23 protein-coding genes are annotated in these 23,184 nt (G+C 57.7%); 14 read left to right on the forward strand and 9 right to left on the reverse strand.

Translation table 11 applies throughout. From position 1 onward, the window contains the following. Window positions 1-46: 46 nt before the first annotated feature. From coxB to BFP70_RS07225, 10 genes are all read left to right on the forward strand, one after another. The gene (gene coxB, locus BFP70_RS07180; RefSeq protein ID WP_066010672.1) at window positions 47-913 is read left to right on the forward strand and encodes a cytochrome c oxidase subunit II; all 867 of its coding nucleotides are present in this window, start codon (window positions 47-49) and stop codon (window positions 911-913) included. A gap of 44 nt (window positions 914-957) precedes the next feature. After that, window positions 958-1,905, forward strand: a complete 948-nt coding sequence (cyoE, locus tag BFP70_RS07185) for a heme o synthase (RefSeq protein ID WP_066010673.1) — start codon at window positions 958-960, stop codon at window positions 1,903-1,905. Continuing rightward, window positions 1,905-2,099, forward strand: coding sequence for a hypothetical protein (locus tag BFP70_RS07190; RefSeq protein ID WP_066010674.1), 195 nt, complete (start codon window positions 1,905-1,907; stop codon window positions 2,097-2,099). The genes cyoE and BFP70_RS07190 overlap by 1 nt, the downstream gene beginning before the upstream one ends. Continuing rightward, window positions 2,096-2,677 (forward strand): cytochrome c oxidase assembly protein, encoded by a 582-nt coding sequence (locus BFP70_RS07195; RefSeq protein ID WP_066010675.1) that lies wholly within the window; start codon window positions 2,096-2,098, stop codon window positions 2,675-2,677. Before BFP70_RS07190 ends, BFP70_RS07195 begins: the two co-directional genes overlap by 4 nt. Window positions 2,678-2,695: 18 nt before the next feature. Then, complete coding sequence (locus BFP70_RS07200; RefSeq protein WP_066010676.1) at window positions 2,696-3,496, forward strand: cytochrome c oxidase subunit 3; 801 nt, start codon at window positions 2,696-2,698, stop codon at window positions 3,494-3,496. Window positions 3,497-3,567: 71 nt separating this feature from the next. Further along, window positions 3,568-4,236 carry an SURF1 family protein gene (locus BFP70_RS07205; RefSeq protein ID WP_141693126.1) on the forward strand — a complete coding sequence of 223 codons (669 nt, stop codon included), beginning with the start codon at window positions 3,568-3,570 and terminating at the stop codon, window positions 4,234-4,236. A 19-nt stretch (window positions 4,237-4,255) separates the two neighbouring features. After that, on the forward strand, window positions 4,256-5,653 hold the full coding sequence (gene thrC / locus BFP70_RS07210) for a threonine synthase (RefSeq protein WP_066010677.1): 1,398 nt from the start codon (window positions 4,256-4,258) through the stop codon (window positions 5,651-5,653). After that, window positions 5,650-6,909 carry a pitrilysin family protein gene (locus BFP70_RS07215; RefSeq protein WP_066010678.1) on the forward strand — a complete coding sequence of 420 codons (1,260 nt, stop codon included), beginning with the start codon at window positions 5,650-5,652 and terminating at the stop codon, window positions 6,907-6,909. The genes thrC and BFP70_RS07215 overlap by 4 nt, the downstream gene beginning before the upstream one ends. Next, the gene (locus BFP70_RS07220; RefSeq protein WP_066010679.1) at window positions 6,909-7,493 is read left to right on the forward strand and encodes a GNAT family N-acetyltransferase; all 585 of its coding nucleotides are present in this window, start codon (window positions 6,909-6,911) and stop codon (window positions 7,491-7,493) included. The genes BFP70_RS07215 and BFP70_RS07220 overlap by 1 nt, the downstream gene beginning before the upstream one ends. Window positions 7,494-7,542: 49 nt before the next feature. Beyond that, entirely contained in the window at window positions 7,543-8,949 is a 1,407-nt protein-coding gene (locus tag BFP70_RS07225) for an FAD-binding oxidoreductase (RefSeq protein WP_066010680.1), read from the forward strand. Between the two features lie 247 nt (window positions 8,950-9,196). Here the strand turns inward: BFP70_RS07225 and BFP70_RS07230 are convergent, their stop codons facing one another. Continuing rightward, window positions 9,197-10,063: an S-methyl-5'-thioadenosine phosphorylase gene (locus BFP70_RS07230; RefSeq protein ID WP_066010681.1), complete on the reverse strand. Its 867-nt coding sequence runs from the start codon at window positions 10,061-10,063 to the stop codon at window positions 9,197-9,199. A gap of 161 nt (window positions 10,064-10,224) precedes the next feature. On the opposite strand from BFP70_RS07230, the gene BFP70_RS07235 reads away from it, so the two are divergent. Beyond that, complete coding sequence (locus tag BFP70_RS07235; protein WP_066010682.1) at window positions 10,225-11,073, forward strand: DMT family transporter; 849 nt, start codon at window positions 10,225-10,227, stop codon at window positions 11,071-11,073. 16 nt (window positions 11,074-11,089) lie between these two features. On the opposite strand, the gene BFP70_RS07240 is transcribed toward BFP70_RS07235, so the two are convergent. Next, window positions 11,090-11,683 carry a flavin reductase family protein gene (locus BFP70_RS07240; protein WP_066010683.1) on the reverse strand — a complete coding sequence of 198 codons (594 nt, stop codon included), beginning with the start codon at window positions 11,681-11,683 and terminating at the stop codon, window positions 11,090-11,092. A 75-nt stretch (window positions 11,684-11,758) separates the two neighbouring features. On the opposite strand from BFP70_RS07240, the gene BFP70_RS07245 reads away from it, so the two are divergent. From BFP70_RS07245 to BFP70_RS07255, 3 genes are all read left to right on the forward strand, one after another. Next, complete coding sequence (locus tag BFP70_RS07245) at window positions 11,759-12,241, forward strand: GNAT family N-acetyltransferase (protein WP_066010684.1); 483 nt, start codon at window positions 11,759-11,761, stop codon at window positions 12,239-12,241. A gap of 86 nt (window positions 12,242-12,327) precedes the next feature. Next, window positions 12,328-13,089: an EcsC family protein gene (locus tag BFP70_RS07250; protein WP_066010685.1), complete on the forward strand. Its 762-nt coding sequence runs from the start codon at window positions 12,328-12,330 to the stop codon at window positions 13,087-13,089. An 81-nt stretch (window positions 13,090-13,170) separates the two neighbouring features. After that, window positions 13,171-14,166 (forward strand): aldo/keto reductase, encoded by a 996-nt coding sequence (locus BFP70_RS07255; RefSeq protein WP_066010686.1) that lies wholly within the window; start codon window positions 13,171-13,173, stop codon window positions 14,164-14,166. Between the two features lie 172 nt (window positions 14,167-14,338). On the opposite strand, the gene ptsP is transcribed toward BFP70_RS07255, so the two are convergent. The 7 genes from ptsP to BFP70_RS07290 all read right to left on the reverse strand — a co-directional run bounded on the left by ptsP (window position 14,339) and on the right by BFP70_RS07290 (window position 23,162). After that, on the reverse strand, window positions 14,339-16,579 hold the full coding sequence (gene ptsP / locus BFP70_RS07260; RefSeq protein ID WP_066010687.1) for a phosphoenolpyruvate--protein phosphotransferase: 2,241 nt from the start codon (window positions 16,577-16,579) through the stop codon (window positions 14,339-14,341). A 38-nt stretch (window positions 16,580-16,617) separates the two neighbouring features. Next, window positions 16,618-17,877, reverse strand: a complete 1,260-nt coding sequence (locus BFP70_RS07265; protein ID WP_066010688.1) for an aspartate kinase — start codon at window positions 17,875-17,877, stop codon at window positions 16,618-16,620. A gap of 118 nt (window positions 17,878-17,995) precedes the next feature. Next, a complete protein-coding gene (locus BFP70_RS07270; RefSeq protein WP_066010689.1) occupies window positions 17,996-18,496 on the reverse strand; it encodes a DUF1178 family protein in 501 nt (166 codons plus the stop codon). A 147-nt stretch (window positions 18,497-18,643) separates the two neighbouring features. After that, entirely contained in the window at window positions 18,644-19,960 is a 1,317-nt protein-coding gene (locus BFP70_RS07275; protein ID WP_066010948.1) for a 3-deoxy-D-manno-octulosonic acid transferase, read from the reverse strand. A 129-nt stretch (window positions 19,961-20,089) separates the two neighbouring features. Beyond that, window positions 20,090-21,622, reverse strand: a complete 1,533-nt coding sequence (locus BFP70_RS07280; RefSeq protein ID WP_066010690.1) for a tripartite tricarboxylate transporter permease — start codon at window positions 21,620-21,622, stop codon at window positions 20,090-20,092. A 12-nt stretch (window positions 21,623-21,634) separates the two neighbouring features. Continuing rightward, window positions 21,635-22,066, reverse strand: a complete 432-nt coding sequence (locus BFP70_RS07285) for a tripartite tricarboxylate transporter TctB family protein (RefSeq protein ID WP_066010691.1) — start codon at window positions 22,064-22,066, stop codon at window positions 21,635-21,637. Window positions 22,067-22,175: 109 nt separating this feature from the next. Then, complete coding sequence (locus BFP70_RS07290) at window positions 22,176-23,162, reverse strand: tripartite tricarboxylate transporter substrate binding protein (RefSeq protein ID WP_066010692.1); 987 nt, start codon at window positions 23,160-23,162, stop codon at window positions 22,176-22,178. Window positions 23,163-23,184 lie beyond the last annotated feature (22 nt).

A 23,184-nucleotide genomic window follows, 5' to 3' on the forward strand; every position in this document is an offset into this window, starting at 1 on the left:
TCGTTCGCGGCAGGGAGAGCCGCCTTTGGGAGAATGGGATAGAAGAATGACAGCAGCTGGATTCGGTCGCCGCGCGGCCACGGCCATCGCATGGGTATTCATCGCGGGCCAAGCACAGGCGCAGGATATGATTACTGGTTTGCCGGTCATCGGGAAGCCCGTTGATGGGGCAACCGGGTTTCAGCCACCATCGTCAGAATTGGCGCATGACCAGCAATGGCTGGATGGGATGTTGCTGGGGCTGATTGTTGCCATCACGTTGTTTGTATCGGCGCTGCTGGTATACGCGATTGTGCGCTTTAATCGCCGGGCAAACCCGACACCGGCACGGTTTACACATAACGCACCGTTGGAAACGATCTGGGCGATTGTACCTGTGTTCATTTTGATCGTGGTCGGGTCCTTCTCGTTGCCGATCTTGTGGAAACAACAGGAAATTCCGCCAGCAGATCTGGTAATCAAGGCCACCGGATATCAGTGGTATTGGGGATATGAATATCCCGAGCAAGGGTTGATCTTTGACGCGCTCATGCTCACCAAAGAAGAGTTGGCAGAGCATGGATATGCCGAAGATGAATATCTTTTGGCGACGGATAATGCGGTTGTGGTGCCGGTCGATACGACAGTGGTTGTGCAGGTTACGGCGGCTGATGTGATTCATTCCTGGACCATTCCGGCATTCGCGGTGAAACAAGACGCGGTGCCGGGCCGGATCGCACAACTATGGTTCAACGCGGATACCGAAGGTGTGTATTTCGGACAGTGTTCTGAACTATGCGGTCAAAACCATGCCTATATGCCAATCGTCGTAAAAGTCGTCTCGCAAGAGGTCTATGACGACTGGGTCCTACGTGCGCAAAACGACTTTGCGACATTAGGTCACTCGCAAGACGTTCGGATCGCGTCTAAGTAAGGCGCAATTCCAACGGCCCGCCGGCCACCGAGAAAGGCAGCTGAATGAGCGATATCGGGTATCTTGAGTCCAAAGAAGGCGACGCGCAGCTGGGTGATTATATCGCCCTGCTGAAGCCTCGCGTGATGTCTTTGGTCGTCTTCACAGCTTTTGTAGGATTGGTCGTTGCACCTGTCCCGGTGCATCCGTTTGTTGGCTTTATCGCGATTTTGTTCATCGCCTTGGGCGGTGGGGCGTCGGCTGCGCTGAATATGTGGTATGATGCTGATATTGATAAGATAATGCGGCGTACGGCCAATCGGCCAATCCCCGCTGGACGCATGACAGGGGGGGAGGCGCTGGGCTTTGGCCTGGGGTTAAGTGGCATATCTTGTGTCATGTTGGCACTGGCCACCAATGTGTTTTCGGGGCTGTTTCTTGCCTTCACCATCTTCTTTTATGCTGTGGTGTATACCATTTGGCTAAAACGCTCGACGCCGCAGAATATCGTGATAGGTGGCGCGGCGGGTGCCTTCCCACCGATGATCGGATGGGCCGTTGCAACCGGGGGAATCAGCGTCGAACCGGTCGCTATGTTCATGCTTGTCTTCCTTTGGACACCGCCACATTTTTGGGCATTGGCGCTGTTTATGAAGGAAGATTACTCCAATGCGGGCGTGCCGATGCTGACTGTGACACATGGTCGCAAGTCCACCCGTAAACACATCTTCGCATATACGCTGATCTTGGCGCCGATTGCCATTGGCACCGGCTTTACGTCAATTGGTGGCCCGGTTTATCTGGCCGTCGCGCTTGTATTGAACCTGATGTTCATTCAGGGTGCCTGGCGCATTTTGAAACGTGATGAAGCTGCGGCCCAGGCCGATAGCTATAAGGTCGAAAAGCGCGTCTTCTACTTCTCGTTGCTTTATCTATTTGGGCATTTTGCGGCACTTCTGGTCGAAAAATGCTTGGATATGATGGGTGTTTCGCAAATGTTCGGATGGTTTTAATGGCGATTACCAAGGATCATGAATTGCACAAACGCCGCCTGACCCGAAACCTTGGTCTGGGTGGGGCTTTGATTGCCTTTTGTGTTATCGTGTTTGGCCTGACCATCGTGAAGGTCAAAAATGGCTCTATGATGCAGGGCTTTGACCATGAACCGCGTGTATCAATGACACCAGCAGTGGAGCCAGTGAAATGAGCAACGCGCCCAACCATCGCAAAACGGTACTGTCGCTTTTGGGCGTCGTCGTTGTGATGGGCGCGGGCGCTTGGGCGGCTGTTCCGTTCTATGATTGGTTTTGCCGCACGACCGGCTATGGTGGCACGACGCAGGTGGCCTCGCAGGCAGCCGATGGCGTGTTGGATCAGACAATTTTGGTTCGATTTGATGCCAATATTGCCAAGGATATGCCTTGGGAATTCAAACCGATGCAAACCAAAATGGAAATCCGCATCGGTGAGACGGGATTGGCCTTTTATGAGGCGTACAACCCAACTGATCGCCCGATTGCTGGAACGGCCTCGTATAATGTCGCGCCTGATTTGGCGGGATATTACTTCGATAAAATTCAGTGTTTTTGCTTCACCGAGCAAGTTTTGCAGCCCGGCGAACGGGTGGAAATGCCGGTGTCGTTCTATGTCGACCCAGAGATTGTGACGGATTTTGATGCAAGTCGCATTCACGAAATCACGCTTTCTTACACGTTTTATGAGACTGACCTGCCCGAAGAACAGGCCGCTTTACGCGCGCCCAATCCGGCAAGTTCCGTGAATTGAGGCCTTGAGGAGGAGCCAATGGCGCACGCAAAGAACCACGATTATCACATACTTCCCCCTTCGGTATGGCCTTTCGTAGCCTCCGTTGGTGTCTTCGTCATGCTATTTGGCGCAGCTGTCTGGATGACAGGCGGTACGCCATTCATGTTCTGGATTGGCTTTTTGACCGTTCTATACACAATGTATGGCTGGTGGTCGGACGTCATTGGCGAAAGCCAGCAAGGCGATCATACACCCGTTGTGCAGATTGGTCTGCGCTATGGATTTATGTTCTTCATCATGTCCGAGGTTATGTTCTTCGCGGCTTGGTTCTGGAGCTTCTTCAAACATGCGATGTATCCGATGGGCCCCAACAGCCCCGCGGTGGATGGGGTTTGGCCGCCAGAGGGTATCGTTACCTTTGATCCGTGGCACTTGCCATTGATTAACACGGTTATCTTGCTGTTGTCAGGTGTGACCCTGACTTGGGCGCATCATGCGCTTGTTGAAGGGCACGACCGTAAAGACGTAAAGCAAGGACTGATTTTGACCGTTTGCCTGGGCGTGCTGTTTAGCGTGTTTCAGGCGTATGAATACAGTCATGCGGCCTTCGGTTTGTCGGGCAACATTTATGGCGCAAATTTCTACATGGCGACCGGTTTCCACGGGTTCCATGTGATCGTTGGCACGATCTTCCTCGCAGTCTGTCTTCTGCGCATTGTGAAGGGGCAGATGACGCCAGAGCGCCACGTCGGGTTTGAGGCCGCTGCATGGTATTGGCATTTTGTCGATGTGGTTTGGCTGTTCCTATTTGCATCTATTTATGTCTGGGGCGGCTAAGCTCTGATTTTGACAGATTGATGTCACGGCGCCGGGGGCAACCCCTGCGCCGTTTTTCCTTTGGGGGTTTGATGAAACGCTTTGTGTTTCCGCTTGTATTGGGCGTCGTAGGTGTCGCGATATTGCTAAGCCTTGCGCTGTGGCAGTTGCGCCGGTTGGAGTGGAAAGAGACTATGCTCGCGGGGATCACTGCGCAAATCCACGGGCCGGTGCAGCCACTTCCGCCAAAAGGGGCTGATACCCGCCCTTTGAAATATACGCCGGTGGAATTGGTCGGTGGCACGACAGGCGATGACCTTTTGGTCTTGTCTGGGCAAAAGGGTGTGGGCGCCGGCTATCGGGTGATTTCCGCATTTGAAACGGGTGAGGGGCGGATGATCTTGTTGGATCGCGGTTTCTTGCCAGAGGCGGATAAGTCGCAGCCCCGCCCGCCGACCGCATTGATTGTTCAGGGCAATATTCACTACCCTAATGAAAGCGACCGCTACACTCCGGAACCGGATCTGGACCAAAATCTATGGTTTGCACGCGATATCCCGTCAATGGCGGCCCGGCTGAAAGTTGAACCGATTTTGGTCGTCGCCGCACAGGTTGAGGGCGATACGCAAGGTATCTCGCCGCAGGCGATTTCGATCTCGGGCATCCCCAATGATCACAAAATGTATGCAATCACATGGTTTTTGCTTGCAATTGTCTGGTCGGGGATGACAGCGCTCTTGCTGTGGCGTAATAGGCGCTGACGGAATTTAGGGAGCGATCATGCGTTATATCTCCACCCGCGGGCAGGCACCCGCACTTGGTTTCGGCGATGCGATGTTGACGGGCTTGGCCCGTGACGGCGGTTTGTATGTCCCCGAAACAGTGCCGCAGTTCACCCCGGATGAGATCGCCGCGATGGCGGGCCTTAGCTATGAAGATCTGGCGTTTAAGGTGATGCAGCCATTCGTGTCCGAAACCTTCACCGATGCTGAGCTGCGCGGCGCTATCACGCGCGCCTATGCTGGTTTCGGCCATGATGCGCGCGCACCGCTGAAACAATTGGCGCCGAACCATTTCCTGTTGGAGTTGTTCCACGGCCCGACATTGGCATTCAAAGATTTCGCGATGCAAGTTATTGGCCAGCTGTTCCAGATCGAGCTGGAAAAGCGCGGCCAAAAGGTGACGATTGTTGGCGCGACATCGGGTGATACCGGTTCCGCCGCGATTGAGGCCTTTCGCGGGCTGGATAATGTGGATGTGTTCATCTTGTTCCCCTATGGCCGCGTGTCAGAGGTGCAGCGCCGTCAAATGACCACCCCGGTGGAGGATAACGTCCATGCTTTGGCATTGGAGGGCGATTTCGATGATTGCCAAGCCAAGCTGAAAGACATGTTCAATCACTTTGAATTCCGCGATGAGGTCGGCCTTGCCGGTGTGAACTCGATTAATTTTGCACGAGTTTTGGCGCAGATCGTGTATTTCTTTGCCGCCGCCGTGGCGCTGGGTGCGCCGCATCGTAAGGTCAGCTTCAGTGTCCCGACCGGAAATTTCGGTGATATTTTCGCAGGTTTTCTGGCCAAGGAAATGGGTCTGCCGATTGACCGGTTGGTGATCGCGACGAACCAGAACGACATTCTGGATCGCTGCATCAAACAGGGCGCTTACAGCAAGCATGGCGTTAAACCCTCCATGAGCCCATCAATGGATATCGAAGTCAGTTCGAATTTTGAACGTGCGCTGTTCTGGGCTTATGGCCGCGATGGGGCCGCGATCGACGCGTTGATGACAGAGCTGAAACAGGCAGGCAGCTTCTCCGTATCTGACAATGCGATGGGCGCGTTGCTTGCGCATTATGACAGCGGTTCTATCAGCGAAGAGCGCACGCTGGAGGTGATCGCCCAAACTCTGGCACAGACCGGTGAATTGCTGTGCCCGCATTCCGCGATTGGTGTGGGCGTTGGCAATGATGCGCTGGCGCGTGACCGCGCGACGCCGATGATCACATTGGCCACAGCACATCCTGCGAAATTCCCGGATGCGGTGGAGAAGGCATCTGGCATTCGTCCGCCACTGCCCCCGCGTATGGAGGATCTGTTTGACCGTGAAGAACGTGTGACGCGCGTCCCCAATGACCTTGATGCGCTTGAAGCGCTAATAAAAGAAAGACGCCGTACATGATCGAACTCACCACGCTCTCAAACGGTCTGCGGATTGTCACGGAACAAATGCCATCGATGGCCTCGGCCTCGATCGGGGTCTGGGTGATGGCCGGTGGCCGGCATGAGCGGGCCGAGCAAAACGGGATTGCGCATTTTCTGGAACATATGGCCTTTAAGGGTACTGCGCGGCGCTCGGCCTTACAGATCGCCGAGGCGATTGAGGATGTGGGCGGATATATCAATGCCTATACCTCGCGTGAGGTGACAGCCTATTACGCCCGGGTGTTGTCCGATGATGTGCCACTGGCGCTGGATGTGATCAGCGATATCGTTCTGAACCCGGTTTTCGATCAACGTGAAATCGAGACAGAGCGACATGTGATCTTGCAAGAGATCGGGCAGTCGATGGACACGCCCGACGATATCATTTTTGATTGGTTGCAAGAGGCCGCTTATCCCGATCAGGCCATTGGCCGCACGATTTTGGGCCCGGTAGAGCGCGTGTCTTCCTTTGGCCGCAATGATTTGTCCGGGTTCGTGGAAGAACATTACGGCCCAAGTCAGCTGATCCTATCGGCCGCCGGGGCTGTGGATCACGCGCAGATCGTGCGCCAAGCCGAAGAGCTGTTTGGCCATTTGAAATCGCGTCCTGCGTTGGAGGCGGACCTGGCGACATGGAGCGGGCGCGAACATCGCACCGTGAAAACGCTGGAGCAGGCGCATTTTGCGATGGGGTTTGAAGGGCCAAATTATCTGGATCCCAACCTGTATACTGCGCAGGTCTATACCACGGCGATGGGCGGCGGCATGTCGTCGCGTTTGTTCCAGAAAATTCGCGAAGAGCGCGGGCTGTGCTATACGATTTTCGCGCAGGCTGGGGCCTATGAAGATACCGGGATGATCACCCTATATGCCGGGACATCGGGGGAAGAGATTGCAGATCTGTGTAACCTGACAATGGATGAGATGAAGCGCGCGGCGGATGATATGTCGGATGTGGAAATCGCGCGGGCGCGGGCGCAAATCAAGGCCGGGATGTTGATGGGGCTGGAAAGCCCTTCGGCGCGGGCGGAACGTATGGCCCGCCATTTGGCGATTTGGGGCCGGGTGCCTGATCTAGAGGAAACGGCAGAGAAAATCGATGCCGTGACCCGCCAGGGTGTGCGCGATTTTGCCGGCCATTTGGCCAGTGATGGGCGCACGGCACTGGCGCTTTATGGCCCGGTGAAAACCGCGCCGACACTCGCGGCGCTGCGTGAAAGGCTGACTGTATAATGCTCAGCCGACGTCGGAAGCCCAAGATTGAGACGGAACGCTTGACGCTTCGTTTGCCGCAGCATTCCGACTATCGTGACTGGGCGCATTTGCGCGAAGAAAGCCAGGACTTCCTGACGCCCTGGGAACCCACTTGGGCAGACGACCACCTGTCACGCAAAAGCTTTGCGAACCGGGTGTATTGGTCGGCCCGGGCAGAAAGCGCGGGCACGGCATTGCCGTTCTTTTTGACCCGTCGCTCTGATGATCTGGTCGTGGGGGCTATCACATTGGACAATATCCGGCGTGGTCCGGCACAGGCCGGCACGCTGGGCTATTGGGTGGGGTTGCGCCATGCTCGACAAGGGTTCATGCGCGAGGCGATCGACGGCGTGGTGAATTACGCGTTTTCCGTTCTGGACCTCAGCCGGATTGAGGCAGCCTGCCTGCCTGAAAACGCTGCGTCTCGTGGCGTATTGGAACGCTCGGGCTTCAAATATGAAGGCGTGGCGCAAAGCTATCTGCAGATCAACGGCCGCTGGCGCAACCATGTTTTATATTCCAATCTGCGACCAGATCGCCGGGGCCGGACGGATGTTGGCTAAGGGCATTGGTGCGCCTGGCCGTTTTATGTAGCCATTTATGGGAGATACCATGCTTAACCCTGCGGATGATGCCTTTTCGACCGCCTTGCGCGCAGCCAATCCGGATCTGTGGATCGGTGCGCCCAGCCCGTCTTATCTGGAAGAGCCGCGTGGACGTTGGTTTGGCACCGGTGGTGTGTTGGTAAAGCCTGAAACGGTGGAGCAGGTCGCGCAGGTTGTGCAATTTTGCGGTCACAATGGTGTGGGGATTGTGCCTTATGGTGGGGGCACTGGGCTTGTGGCCGGGCAGGTGATGTCCACGCAAGACGGCGCTGCACCGGTGATCTTGAGCCTTGAGAAAATGACACGGGTACGCGACGCCGACAGTCATGGCATGATCGTCGAAGCCGGTATGACGTTGGCAGATGTTCAGGCGGTCGCCGCAGGGCAGGGGCGGTTGTTTCCATTATCGCTGGCCTCTCAGGGGTCTGCCCGGATCGGCGGCTGTCTTGCGACCAATGCCGGCGGGGTCAATGTGTTGCGCTATGGCAATGCCCGTGAGCTGTGCCTGGGCGTCGAAGCGGTTTTGGCAGATGGCTCTGTTGCTTCGGGGCTGAAGCGGTTGCGCAAAGACAATACCGGATATGATCTGAAAGATCTGTTGATCGGCTCTGAGGGGTCTTTGGGGATCATCACCGCTGCCAGTTTGCGCCTATTCCCTCAGCCTGCGGCGCAGGGCACGGCGATGTTTGTCGTGCCCTCGCCCGAGGCGGCTTTGCAGCTGTTAAGCGTGGCAGAGACGCGGATGCCGGGCTGTGTGTCCGCCTTTGAATTGATCGCACAGCAAGGGCTGCTGTTTATTGATGAGCTGGGCATGGATTTGCGTCAGCCCTTCGCAGATCGTCCAGGATGGATGGTTCTGTGTGAAATCGGCTTGCCCGAGGGGATGGAGGCAGAGGATGCGCTTGCGGGCCTGTTTGAAGCCGCCGAGGATTTGGTTATCGACGGTGTGATCGCACAATCTGAACGCCAGCGCGATGAAATGTGGGCGTTGCGCGAACATCTGCCAGAGGCGAATAAGCGGATCGGCGCGATTTCCAGCCACGATATTTCGGTGCCTTTGCCATTGTTGCCAGAGTTCATCGCGCGTGCGCAAGCAGCATTGGCCCGGCTGGGCGATATGCGGATCAATTGTTTTGGTCATGTGGGCGACGGAAACTTGCATTACAATGTGTTCCCGGCCCAAGGGCGCAGCCGCGATGCCTATGACGATCTGCGTATTGCCGTGAAAGACTGCGTTTATGAGGTGGTCGACCAGCTGGGTGGTTCGGTATCTGCTGAACATGGGATCGGCCGGCTTAAGGTCGGTGATCTGGAACGCTATAGCGATCCGGGGAAGCTGAACGCAATGAGGCTGATCAAAACTGCGCTGGATCCACAGGGCATCATGAACCCCGGTGCGGTCTTGCGCGCCTAAGATCATCTGAACAGGCCATGACATTCTTGCAATAAAAGGGGGACGCCCTGTCGATGCACGACAGAGCGCCCTGCTTGGGGTTCACGTGTTTTGCAAGCAGCCGAACCAACCAGCAAGGTTGGGATAGCATGGTAATTCTTTCCGAAGCGTTACGTCAATTTACCTATTTGCGCGTTTTTCGTGATTTTATTCTGCGGGTGAAAACTCAAAGTTGTGCGCTGTCCTTGCCTGTGCTGCCGCGATGGCATTACAGCACGCGCCCTGCGATGCCGGATAATTTATCAATCATTTCAGTGCTGCGTTTGGCAGGTGCTGTCATGATTGCACTGTCCAATGCCCGCTCGCACCCGGCGTTACATGGGATGTCGCGCGCAGGGAGCATTTTTGGCAATGCAGCAATCAATGCGCGGGCTTTATCTGCATTCGCCGTGGCTGTTGCCACGACCTGTGCCACATCCACTGCATCATGGTCAGGATGCCAGCAATCGTAATCGGTGATCATTGCGATGCAAGCATAGCATAGCTCGGCTTCGCGGGCGAGCTTGGCTTCTGGCATCCCTGTCATCCCGATCACGTCCGCACCCCAGCTGCGATACAACCGACTTTCTGCCAAGGTGGAAAACTGCGGCCCCTCCATTGCGACATAGGTTCCGCCCTTATGCACGGTGACCCCGGTGGTTTGCGCAGCCTGTGCGCAGGCGTCGGCAAGTCGCGCACAAATTGGATGCGCGACCGAGACATGACCAACACAGCCGGGTCCAAAAAACGTCTTTTCGCGCGCAAATGTGCGGTCGATATACTGGTCGACAATCAGGAAATCACCCGGCGCATAATCCTCTTTTAACGATCCAACGGCAGAAACGGCTACCAGATCTGTTACACCCAGCTGTTTCATCGCCGCAATATTGGCGCGGTAATTCACGGTAGACGGGGTTTGCACATGGCCGCGCCCGTGACGTGGCAAAAACACCATTTGGCTACCATTTAAGGTCCCGGTCAAAAGCTGATCGGAGGGCGCGCCCCAGGGTGTGTCCACGGTGATCCATTGCGCGGCTTCTAGGCCATCGATCTGATAGACGCCCGACCCGCCGATAATTCCTATTTTCTGCTGCATTCGTGCCCCCATCTGATTTTGCGCAAGCCTAGGACGACCGTCGTCAAAGGAAAACCCCCGGATGCGCGGCGCCTGTGGGGTGGAAAAAATGATACGGGTACAAAAATCTCGTGGTGGGGGCGCAGAGATTCAGGCTAGCTGCGACAAAACCGGAGGCCAGCATGGAAAATACACGGGGCGCGATCTTGATGGTGGCCGCGATGGCGGCCTTTGCGATGGAAGATATGTTCATCAAAGCCGCCAGTCAGCAGGCGCCGATTGGCGAGGTGCTGATGGCCTTTGGTTTCGTCGGCATGTTGGGTTTTATGGCGCTGGCGCGTTCGCGTGGGCAAGCCCTGTGGCACCGCGCTATTGGTTCTCGGTTCATGCTGATGAAAGCCACGTTTGAGATCATCGGCCGGGTGGGCTATACGCTGGGCATTGCGCTGACACCTTTGTCCAATGCATCCGCGATCTTACAGGCCACGCCGCTGGTGGTGGTGGCTGGAGCCGCTATGTTCTTTGGAGAAAAAGTGGGCCCACGGCGTTGGGCGGCCATTGGTGTTGGGTTCCTGGCCGTATTGTTGATCTTGCGTCCGGGGCTTGATGGGTTTCGGCCGGCGGCGCTATTTACCCTGATGGGGATGTTGGGCTTTGCCGGACGAGATCTGGCGACACGCGGCGCACCCAAAGTCCTGACGAATTTTCAGCTGGGGATATATGGCTTTGCTGCGTTGATCCCGGCAGGCGCGCTGATTTTGCTGGTGCAAGGAGAGCCGCGCGCAATGTCTGGAGCGGTGATCGGGCTGGTGTTGGCAGCGTCGGTTTTTGGTGTGCTGGCCTATTGGGCGCTGACGGCGGCGATGCGGATGGGTGATATTTCGGTTGTGACGCCGTTTCGCTATACCCGGTTATTATTCGCGATTATTCTTGGCGCATTGGTGTTCGGCGAACGCCCCGATGCACTGATGATCGTGGGCGCTGCGCTGATTGTGGTCTCCGGCGTTTATACATTACGGCGCGGGGCGTGATAGGCGGGCGGCGGACCTAGTCAGGGCGCTCCAGTTCAAACAGGTCTTTCACCGCCGCATAATCGCGGTAGCCCATCCGTGTCAGCCAATCGGTGGGAGCATAGCGCCCATCGCGTAGGCAATCGGGCCGGATATGAACGCCCGTGACCTCTCCGTGGACCATGAAATTGGCCTCTCCCAACAGTGCGATGACCTGTACCACGCGGCATTCCAGTGTGGCCTGCGCCTGTGCCACACGCGGGCAGTCAATTGTCTCAGCTTCGGCTTTTGCGATCCCGGCTTGGGTAAATTCATCAGTGCCTGCGGGGAAGGGCGCACAGCTGGCATTCATCACGTCTTTCTGATCGGACCCAAGCAAGTTTACGCAAAACACTCCGGTTTCATGGATCTGCGCGACGCTGTCTTTTGTGCCGTCCCGGTCGGGCTTGGCTGAGGTAGAGGCAAACATAACCTGTGGCGGCACATAAGCGACCGCATTAAAGAATGAATAGGGGGCCAGATTATCCCCCAATGTGCCGCGCGTGGATATCCAACCGATGGGCCGGGGGGCGACGATGGCATTGAACGGGTTATGGGGCAGGCCGTGGCCATCGGCGGGGCGATAAAACATTGGAAACTCCCGTTGGGATCGGTTTGAACCTGATCTTGACGCGTGCTAGGCGCAAAGGGAAGAGGGCGGGTCCAGATGTATCAGGTTGCAAAAGAAACCGAAGCGGATTGGTGGGAAGTGGAGGCACTGTATGATCTGTGCTTCGCCCCGGGCCGCACAGCGCTAAGCTCCTATCGTTTGCGCGATGGGGTGAAACCGGTGCGTGATCTGTGCCTGAACCTGCGCCAGGATGGCGTTCTGGCGGCGGCGATCCGATATTGGCCAGTGTTGGTCGGCGGAGCCGAAGTGCTGCTGCTTGGTCCAGTGGCGGTTCACCCGACCCGGCAGGGCGAAGGTTTGGGCGGTATCTTGATGCTTGAAAGCCTGAACGAGGGGCGTCGTCTGGGCTGGCCGCGCGTGCTGTTGGTGGGGGATGAACCCTATTACCGCCGGTTTGGTTTTGCAAAAATTACGGGGGTAGAGATGCCGCCACCGACAAACCCTGATCGGATATTGGCGCTAGAGCTGATCCAAGGCGGCTGGGAGGATGTGCGCGGCCCTGTCGAGAAGTTCTGCTGACGCATTGGCAGATCCGCTCAGACGGACCATATTAAGGGCAGGCCCGTGCATAGGTTGGGGCCGCCGCCTGATAAAGGACCGAAGTGATGCAAACCGATATTCTTGAACCATTGAAGGATCCGATGCTGCTTGCCCGCCTTGATGCGTTGGCCGCGCGGCACCGGGCAGCATCAGGACCTGGGATGCAATTGCTGAACCGGGTGGGGGGATCGGCAGAAAATCTGATGGCGAAATTTCCTGGGCCGTTGCGTGACGGTCTGGATGGGGCCACCGCGCGGGCGCTGGAAATTGCGTTTGATGCTGCAGAGCGGTCGCGCGGGGTGGTGGATGATCGCTCTGATTGGGTGAATCGGGCGCTGACCACGGCGATGGGGGCCGCAGGTGGATTTGGCGGTCTGGCCGGGGCCACGGCCGAGCTGCCCTTCACAGTGACGATGTTGCTGCGCTCTATTCAGGCGATTGCGGCAGGGCATGGGTTCGACCCGGCCTCTGATGCGGTCAAGCTTGAATGCCTGCGTATCCTGGCCTCTGCGGGTCCGTTGAAAGATGATGATGGGGCCGATTTGGCGCTGATTGCTGCGCGTGTGACCCTGACCGGGCCCAGCCTGCATGGCATGATTGCCAAAGTAGCCCCGCGATTGGCCGCTGTGCTGGGACAAAAGCTTGCGGCACAGGCGGCGCCTGTCTTGGGTGCGGTGGCGGGCGCTGCGGTCAATTATGCCTTTACCAATTACTATCAAGAGATCGCGCATGTGCATTTCGGCCTTAAGCAATTGGCACAAGACAGTGGCGCGGATGAGGGGCATCTGCGTGAGGAGCTTGTGACGCGGATTACCGCATTGCAGTAGTGCTGCGCCGGACCAAGCGGCAACGCGGATTTGTATAGAACATTTTGTATAGAACATAGTGTAAGTTTCAGGAGATTGCCGATGGAACATCGACGGTTTGGAACCATGGGTAAGACCGTGTCTAGCCTTGGCTTGGGCGGTATGAGCTTTGCCGATTTTTACGGTGCGACGACGCAGGCAGACTCCTTCGCGGTGATGGAAGCCGCGCTGGAGCTTGGCGTCGATCACATTGACACGTCAAATATCTACGGGATGGGCCGATCCGAGACTGCGATTGGTGCGTTTATCAAAGCCTATGGCAGCAACCCGTTTGCCATTGCAACTAAGGCCGGGATCACCAGTGACCCGCAGACCGGCGCGCGGTGCTACGACAATTCGGACGCCCATTTGCGTTTGCAGCTAGAGGGCAGTCTGCGCCGTTTGGGGGTGGAGCAGGTGGATCTGTTTTATATTCACCGCCGTGACGCGTGGCGCCCGATCGAAGAGGTGATGCAGACGCTTGTGGATCTGAAGGCCGAAGGGAAAATCGGTGGCTTTGGGTTCTCTGAGATCGCGCCAGCGTCGCTGCGCCGGGCCTGTGCTGTGGCACCAGTGGATGCGGTGCAAAATGAATATTCGCTGGCAACGCGGCTGCCTGAATTGGGGATGGTGCAGGAATGCGCGCGCCAAGGCACTGCGTTTGTGGCGTTTTCGCCGGTCGGGCGCGGTATGTTGACGGACAGCCCACCGATAGGTGAGCGTATTTCGGGCAATTCATTTCTGTCGGTCAATCCGCGTTTTGTGGGAAAAAACCACGCAGATAATATGGCAATGACAGATGGGTTCCGCCGATTGGCTGCGCAGATGGGGATGTCGGCATCTGGTTTGGCGATTGCCTGGGTTCTGGCGCAGGGCCAGCATATATTGGCAATTCCGGGGACGCGGTCGGTTCAACATTTGCACGAATTGGCGCGTGGCGCGGGGCGTGTGTTAAGCGCAGAAGAGCTCGCGCAGATTGAGACGGTTTTGCCAGTAGGATGGGCCGCGGGTGATCGTTACTCTGAGGGGCAAAATTTCGGACCAGAGCGATTTTGCTGAACGAATTTTTCTGTGCCCATTTTTAAGATGTGGTGCCAGGGTGGCGCGGCTAGGAGGGGCTCTGCCCCGACCGCCTTATCCGGGGCTCGATGCCCCGGATAAGGCGATCCCCCGGGATATTTATCGGCAAGATGAAAGCGCAGCGTTTCACATTGTCGGGCTGTGGTGGCCGTTACAGTTGCGCCAGATATGAGGTGACTGCGTTGCGGACGGATTTGTGTCCTTCGTTACGGGCGCGGTGAATGATCTGGCGTAGCTGTGCAAGATCGGCCCTTCGGATCAGGTGTTTGACCGGGCCGATGGAGGCGGGGCGCATCGACAATGTGCGGATGCCAAGGGCGGCGAAGGTCAGAGCTTCGACAGGTCGACCGGCATCTTCGCCGCAGAAGCTGAGTTTGGTATTATACGCGGCGGAACGCACGATAATCCGTTCAAGGAACGTCAGGAAGCTGGTGTCGAGCGTATCATAGCGGCGGCGCACCCGTTCGTTTTCGCGGTCTGCTGCGAAAAAGAATTGCTTCAGGTCATTTCCGCCGATCGAAATGAAATCGCAGGTTTCATAAAAGCTGTCGGGGGCGAATCCCAAAGATGGGGTTTCCAGCATTGCACCTATTTTCAGGTCTTCGGGCACGGGGCGGCCCATTGCGGCTTCGCGGTCGCGTTGGCGCAGCAATGCATCGCGGGCATCGTAAAATTCTTCAGGACATGCGATAAAGGGGAACATCACTTGCAGCGGTCGACCCTGAGCGGCGCGCAAAAGCGCCTGCAGTTGCATCCGCAAAACGCCGGGTTTGTCGAGCCCCACACGGATCGCGCGCCAGCCCATTGCGGGGTTGGGCTCGTCTTGGGGCTTCATATAGGGCAGCACTTTGTCCGATCCGATATCAAGCGTGCGGAATTTGACCGGCTTGCCCTGGGCGGCATCGATCACGCGTTTATAGGTCAGTGCCAGCTCATCGCGGCGGGGCACGCTTGTGCGGATAAGGAATTGCAGCTCTGTCCGGAACAGCCCCACGCCATCGGCACCAGAATTGGCCAAAGATGGAAGGTCAGCCATAAGCCCGGCGTTCATATCCAGCCCAATGGTCAACCCGGCGCGATCTGTGGCGGGCAGATCCCGCAGATCGGCGTAGCGTTTTTGCGCCTCGGCTTGCATGGCGATCTTGTCACGGAAGGCGGAGGCCACGCTGTCTTCAGGGCGCAGATGCACCACGCCCTGATCCCCATCCACCAGGATAGGATCGCCGTTCAGCGCCTCGGTCGTGACCCGTTTCGTGTGGATCACCAAGGGGATTGCCAAAGCCCGGGCGACAATCGCGGCATGACTGCCCACAGAGCCCTCTTCAAGCACCACGCCGCGCAGGCTACGACCATATTCCAGCAGCTCTGCCGGGCCGATATTGCGCGCCACAAGGACCGGGTTTTCGGGTAAATCGGCGCCAGTATCACGGCCCTGGCCAGTCAGCAGACGCAGCAGGCGGTTGGACAGGTCATCCAGATCGGACAGGCGTTCGCGCAGATAGGCATCGCCGGATTGTTCCAGCCGGGCGCGATTGGTGGACTGTTCTTTTTCGACGGCGGCTTCGGCGGATAGGCCCGCTTCGATATCTTCAGACATCCGCCGCATCCAGCCGCGCGAATTGGCCAGCATACGATAGGTTTCCATTACCTGCCGATGATCGACATCCAACCCTGCGGCCCCCAAGACCATATCATTGATCTGGGCCTGCAACTCTTCAACCGCTTCCGACAGGCGCGCCTGTTCAGCGTCGGGATCATCGCCGACGGGATTGGTAACAACCACCCGCGGTTCATGCAGCCAGACATTGCCTTCGCAGGCACCTTCTTGGCCGCTGGTGCCGCGAAACAGTACCGGGAAACGGTGGGATTGGCCCATGCCTTCATGGTCGCCTACAAAGGCGCCCAATTCGGTCATCTCTGCCAAAACCATCGCTACGACCTCAAGGCCATAGACCTCATCATCGCTGAATTGACGTTGTGCTTTGGATTGCACAACCAAAACGCCCATCTTTTCGCCTACGCGTTGGATCGGCACGCCAAGGAAGCTGGAGTAAATCTCTTCTCCGGTTTCAGCCATATAACGGAAGCCGGGTTCGGAGGGGGCGTTGCCCGTGTTGACCGCAGCGCCCATGCGCGCAACCCGGCCCACGAGCCCTTCACCGATACGCAAGCGGGTGTGATGCACGGCCTGTGGGTTCAACCCTTCGGTCGCGCATAGTTCAAGCGTCTCTGGATCGCGGAACAGATAGATAGAGCAGACCGCGGTTCCCATGGAATCCGCGATCAGATGCGTGATCCGGTCAAGGCGATGCTGGCCATCGCCCTGCAACGCCAATGTGTCGCGCAGACGTCGCAAAAGACTGCGGCTGTTGCTATCGCGGCGCTCGGCCATCCCGGTTGTTCCTTCTCCCCAGAGCTGGGGTGGCAGGTTTAGCCTGCCTTCTCCAGTTCAAACGCATCATGGAGGGCTTGGACCGCGAGTTCCATATATTTCCGGTCGATCAGCACGGAAATTTTGATTTCCGAAGTCGCAATCACCTTGATGTTGACGTTTTCAGCGGCAAGCGCCTTGAACATCGTCGCGGCAACACCTGCGTGGCTGCGCATGCCGATCCCCACAACCGAGACCTTCGCGACCTCGGTGTCGACGATCAGATCCTCATAGCCCAGCTTGTTTGCCTGTGCTGCGGCCTCCAACGCCTGTTTGGCGCGCGACACCTGATTGATCGGGCAGGAGAAGGTCATATCCGTGACCGCCTCTGTGTGGCCCTCATAATCGCGTTCCGAGATATTTTGGACAATCATGTCCACATTGACACCCGCATCCGCCAACGTGCCGAAAATCGCGCTGGCGATGCCGGGGCGGTCTTCAACGGTGACAAGTGTCATTTTCGCTTCGTCGCGCGAAAAGGCGACACCTGAGACGACTTTTGATTCCATGATTTCATCCTCACCGCAGACCAAGGTTCCGGAGGTTTCGTCGGTATCCTCAAATGAGGACAGCACCCGCAGGCGCACATTGTTACGCATCGCCAGCTCAACCGAGCGGGTTTGCAGCACTTTCGCACCCAAGGACGCCAGTTCCAGCATTTCCTCAAAGGCGATTTTGTCAAGCTTGCGCGCCTTATCCGACACGCGCGGATCCGTGGTGTAGATCCCATCAACATCCGTGTAGATGTCACAGCGTTCCGCACCAAAGGCTGCCGCGAAAGCCACCGCTGTGGTGTCAGAGCCGCCACGGCCCAATGTGGTGATGCGGTTTTCTTCTGACAGGCCCTGGAAGCCTGCGACAACCGCGACCTTCATGCCCTCAGCGAATTTTGCATCAATATTGTCGCGCGGAATGTCGACGAACCGCGCCGCGCCATGCGCCGAGGTTGTCTTGATCGGGACTTGCCACCCCTGCCAGCTGCGCGCGGGCACGTCCATTTCTTGCAGACGCATCGCCATCAAGCCGGCGGTGACATTTTCACCTGATGAAACAACCGCGTCATATTCACGCGCGTCATACATTGGCGAGGTGGATTCCACCCAGCCGACCAATTCATTCGTTCTACCCGACATGGCCGAGACAATGACGATCACGTCATAGCCACGTTCGACTTCGCGTTTCACTTTGGCCGCAGCATTTGCAATGCGGTCAAGATCAGCCACCGAAGTGCCGCCGAATTTCATCACGAGAAGCGGCATGTCCTCTCCCTCGCTCCGTGCTCCCGGACCCATCGCCGGGCGTCGGGGTTTCGGTTAAAGCAAGGGCCGCACGGGCGCAAGAGGTCCGATAGGCCTGCGCATGCGATGCATGGGAAGATCAGTTGAGTTTTCGTGTGGCAAACGGCAATGGCATGATCGGCACCCCATCTTCAAGCAGCGCGCGGGCGTCATCCAGCTTGGCTTCGCCGTGGATCGCACGTTCCGGCGCGCTGCCCTCATGCATGGCACGAGCTTGCTTGGCGAAATCAGAGCCGACATTTTCAGAACTTGATTCAATATGTTTGCGCAGCTGTGCAAAGGCGGTTTCCATCGCATTTTGCGGGGCGCTAAGCGGCTTGGCCGCAGCCGGTGGTGCGGTGGGTCCGGCATCTGTGGTGGCGCTGGCATCTGTTGGATCCGGCCGCGGGGCGGTGGGTGCATCACTATCGCGACGCGTGGCGCGCACGGCAGGGGCCATCAAGGTTTTTTGCACATTTGCAGATCCGCACAGGCTGCAAGTGACCTGCCCGGAGGCGGCCTGTGTGTCAAACGCAGCGGCAGAGGCGAACCAGCCATCAAATTCATGCGCGTTATCGCATTTCAGCGTGTAACGGATCATTCCATCGTCCCTGAAAGGCGGTGCCATTGTGCCGGTTTTATGCGCCAATGGATCTGTGGGCGCCGTGTGTCCCCGGGGCGTTGGCACCGCGATATCCACTCTAACTGATACATTCTGATGGTAAACGCAAGGTTTCGGCGGCTGCGCTTACCGCAAGGTCCGGGCCATATAGCTGTTCCAGGCCGAGAAGATCGCGGCGCAGATCTGCTCAAGCTGGAGGGAGGCATCTTGTGTGCCAAGCGCGCGCGCTGCGGCTTTGGCCATCTTTGCCTGACGTGCTGCGCTTAGGCTTTGGATGGCGCGGCTAAGGCTGTCGGCATCTTGAACCATTACTGCGCCACCTGCTTGATCCAGCAGCGCATAAGGCTGGGCGGCATTGGCAACATGGGGGCCGTGTAAAATGGCACAGCCATAGGCCGCCGGTTCAAATGGGGTGTGCCCACCTTTGGGCACCAAGGAGCCACCGGTGAAACACATGCCCGCGCTGGCATACCAGTTTTCCATCTCGCCCAAAGTATCGGCCAGAAAGACTGGCTTATCGGTCCCGTTGCGCTGGGAGCGGCGGGTATAGCCCAGACCTGCGGCGGTGATCAGCTTGGCGATGTCATCGGCGCGGCGCGGATGGCGCGGCGCCAAGATCAGTCGCAGCGCCGGGTTGGTGCGGCGGGCTGCGGTAAAGGCTGCAAGGAGTGGCGCGTCCTCCCCCTCATGAGTGGAGGCGGCAAGCAGGGTTTGCGCGCGCGGCCAATCAAGCGGGTCATTGGCCTGTCGTGCCATAACGGTTGTTTTCAGGTTGAACGGCGGCATCAGACGACTGGCAGGTAGGCCAAGCGCGCGAAACCTGTCTTGTGATGCTGGATCTTGTGCCGAAACTGCAGTGAAGCATCCCATCATGGCGGGCCCGATACCAAGGCGCGACCAATTGCGCGCGGAGCCTTCGGAGAGCCGCGCGCTGATTGCAAAGATCGGGCGGGGCGCCATGGCAACGATGCGGTTCGGCCAAAGCTCATTCTCGATCATGACATGGGCGGAGGGACGGTGCCGTGAAAGAAAACGGCGCAGGATCAGACGATGGTCGAGCGGCGCAAGGCAGACCATGGTGTTGGGGAGATCCCAGCTTTGGGCAAGGGTCCGGCCCGTTTCTGTATTGGTGGTCAGCAGTAAAGAGCTGCCCTGCTGCGCCAAGATAAGATCAATGAGCGGGCGCGCCGAGGTCAGCTCGCCGTTCGACGCTGCGTGAAGCCACAGCGGGCCGTGCGGCGCGGTAGATGCGTGGGCGTTTGGATCAGTGGCTGCAGATGCTTTCGTTGCGGGGGGGGCGGCCTTGCTCGGGCTGGGCGCCGTGCCGCCGCCCAGCCGCTCCGCAAGGCCGGCGCGGCTTTGCACGCCGCGCGCCCAGCCCCACAGCAAGTGCAGGGCCATCAGCGGCAGGGCAAAGGACAACAAAAGGCGATACAGGCGCATGACCATCAGGCAGGTTGTGACGTTTGTCTTTCAATGCCCCTGTGGTGGGGTCTTTTGCAAGGGCGTTGACGCGAACAGCCGCCCTGGGAGGGCGGCTGTTGGTATCATGTGAATGGTGACGCAACGAGATCAGTCCGACAGGGAGCCTTCGTCATCCTTGGCCATCCGCGGCTTTACCTTGCGGGCCAGAAACAGCGGCAAGATGAAGCCGATGATCGCGACCGTCCACAGGCCCAGCGACAGCGGGCTGTCAAACAATGTCATCCAGTTTCCGTTGTCGATGGTCACTGCGCGGCGCAGATTGTTTTCCATCGCATTGCCCAGCAGCGTGCCCAAAATGATCGGCACCAGTGGCACGTCGAACTTGCGCAGCAACCAGCCCATCACGCCAAATCCGATCATCACCATCAGATCGAAGCTGGAGCCAGAGATCCCGTAGATACCCACGAAGGACACCATCGCAACGACCGGCATCAAGATGCGCGGCGGGATCAGCAACACCCGGGTGAACAGGCCCACCATTGGGATATTCATCAGCAGCAGCATAAAGTTGGCAATGAACAACGCGGCGATCAGGCCCCAGACAACATCAGGGTTGTTTTGGAACAACAGCGGTCCCGGCGTGATATTGAGCGACAAAAGAACTGCCAATAGCACAGCCGTGGTGCCCGACCCGGGCACACCCAGCGCCAGCATCGGCACCAGCGCACCACCGGCTGCGGCATTGTTGCCCGCCTCTGGGGCGGCCACACCGCGCGGATCGCCCTTGCCGAACGTGCCGTCTTTGTCGATCAGCCGCTTTTCCATTGAATAGCTGATGAAAGAGCCAAGCGACGCGCCAGCACCGGGCAGCACGCCCGCGATAAAGCCCAAGAACGAGGTCCGCAGCATTGTCGGAGTGCAGGCTTTCACCATCGACATTGGCGGCGTAAGGCGACCGATATTGAGCTTTTTGCCCGCCCCATCTGCCGAGCCGTGACGTTCTTCCAAGAAGATGAACACTTCGGACAGGGCGAACAGACCAACGATGGCAACCAAGAAATCAAGCCCGTCATACAGATGAACCTCACCAAAGGTGAAACGCGGCACGCCGGTTTGGGTGTCGACACCGATCATCGCAAGCCCAAGCCCCAACGCGGCGGCAAAGGCCGATTTCGCCTGATTGGTCGAGGACACGCCGCCCAGCGTCATAAACGCCAATGCGAAAAGCGCGAAATACTCCGCCGGACCAAATAGCAGCGCGATTTTTACCAGCTGCGGCGCCAGCAAAATCAGACCCCATGTCGCAAAGAACGATCCGACAAAGGACGCGATCCCCGAGATCGACAAGGCCTGACCGGCCATGCCCTTTTGGGCCATTGGATAGCCGTCAAGACAGGTCATCATCGCGGGTTCATCCCCCGGGATGTTCAGTAAGATTGACGAAATTCGCCCGCCATACATCGCACCGTAATAGACGGAGGTCAGCAAGATCAGCGATGGCGTCGCGCCAAGGCCAAGTGTGAAGGCCAGTGGGATCAAGATCGCTACGCCGTTTGACGGGCCCAGACCGGGCAGGGCGCCCATGATCGTTCCCAGAAAACAGCCTAACAACGCAAGCCCGATGTTTTGCCATGTCAGCGCGACAACAAAGCCGTCACCTAAATTTGAAAGCATTTCCATCGTGATACCCCGTTAAAACCCAAGTGGGCCGCGCGCGAGCGAAAGGCCAAGCACAAGGTGGAAAATGACATAGATACCGACGGATGTGCCAACACCGGTCAAAACCGACGCAAGGATCGTCGAGCCCAAACGCCACGCAAGGAATGCAGCAGCAAAGGCGGTGGCGATGACGAAACCGACGACAGGCAGCATCTGCGCGTAAAGCATCATCACCACAACAGCGGCGGCGATTTCTGCGATACGGCCAAAGGTGGGCCAAGCGGGTTCGGGATCTGGTTTGAAGGCGATGACGGCAGAGCTGAGGCCTAGGATGACGGCGATGATCAGCGGGAAGGCTTTCGGGCCGACAGCATCGGAAAGAAAGCTTTCCTCGATGTGCAATGCCGCGAAGGCAAAACCGATAGCCAGAAGAACGCCGAACACCCCAAAGATACGATCACTCATGGGGATCTCCTGGGTGGTAAGTGGGGCTTAGGATGAAACATAGTCAAAAGGGGGCGGTCGGCCGGACCACCCCCTTCCGGTCAAGTAAGCGAGGAAAGGGGAGGAGCGCTTACTTGATGATGCCGATTTCGCGGGAAATCGATTGGATCTGTTCAACAGAATCGGACACGAATGTCTCAAACTCGGCGCCTTGCAGATCCAGCGGCGCGAGGCCATTTGCGGCCATGATCTCTTTCCACTCATCAGAGGCGTAAAGATCACCGATTTTCGATGCCCAAGCGTTATATGCTTCGTCGGACATGTTTTCCGGGCCGTAGAAGCCGCGCCAGTTTGCACCGATGGCGTCAACGCCTTGCTCTTTCGCCGTTGGGATATTGGCGAATTCGCCTTCCAGGCGCTCTGGTGACAGAACTGCGATCACACGGATGTCGCCACTGTCGACAAAGCCTTTGGCTTCGGACAGATCGCCGGTGAAGGCCTGAACCGATCCGGCCAGAAGCTGGGTGACTGCCTCGCCGCCGCCATCAAAAGCGATGTATTTCACGCGGCGCACATCTTCGACACCATAGGCATTGGCCGCGATCAAAACCTTCAGGTGATCCCAGCCACCCACAGCAGAGCCACCGGCGACCGACACGGCGGTCGGGTCATTCTTGATCATATCCAACAGCTGCGGCAATGTTTCTACATCGCTGTCAGCCGCCACGGCGATCACGCCGTAATCTGCACCGATCGATGCCAGCCAACGCACCTGATCCATCGTGTTGCCCGGGTAGGCACCCTGTGCAAGGCGCGTCGCGGTCGCGGAAGAGGCCGCGACGATCAGATCGTTGTCATCGCTGCGCTTATTTACAACCTCAGCAAAGGCCACGCCACCGCCGCCGCCTGCAAGGTTCACGACCTGCATGGTTTTATCGATCAGATCGAGGTCTTGCATGGATTTTCCTACCTGACGGCAGGTGAAATCCCAGCCACCACCGGGGTTGGCAGGCGCGATGCATTCTGGATTTTCTGGGGTGAATTCTTGTGCCATCGCCGGAAAGGCGGTCGCGCCCAAAAGCGCAGCAACAAGGGTTAGGCTTTTTGCCTTGAACATTCGTATATCCTCCACAATTTCA

It is taken from the genome of Thioclava sp. SK-1 (assembly GCF_001705665.1).
In the GTDB taxonomy this organism is placed as follows: domain Bacteria; phylum Pseudomonadota; class Alphaproteobacteria; order Rhodobacterales; family Rhodobacteraceae; genus Thioclava.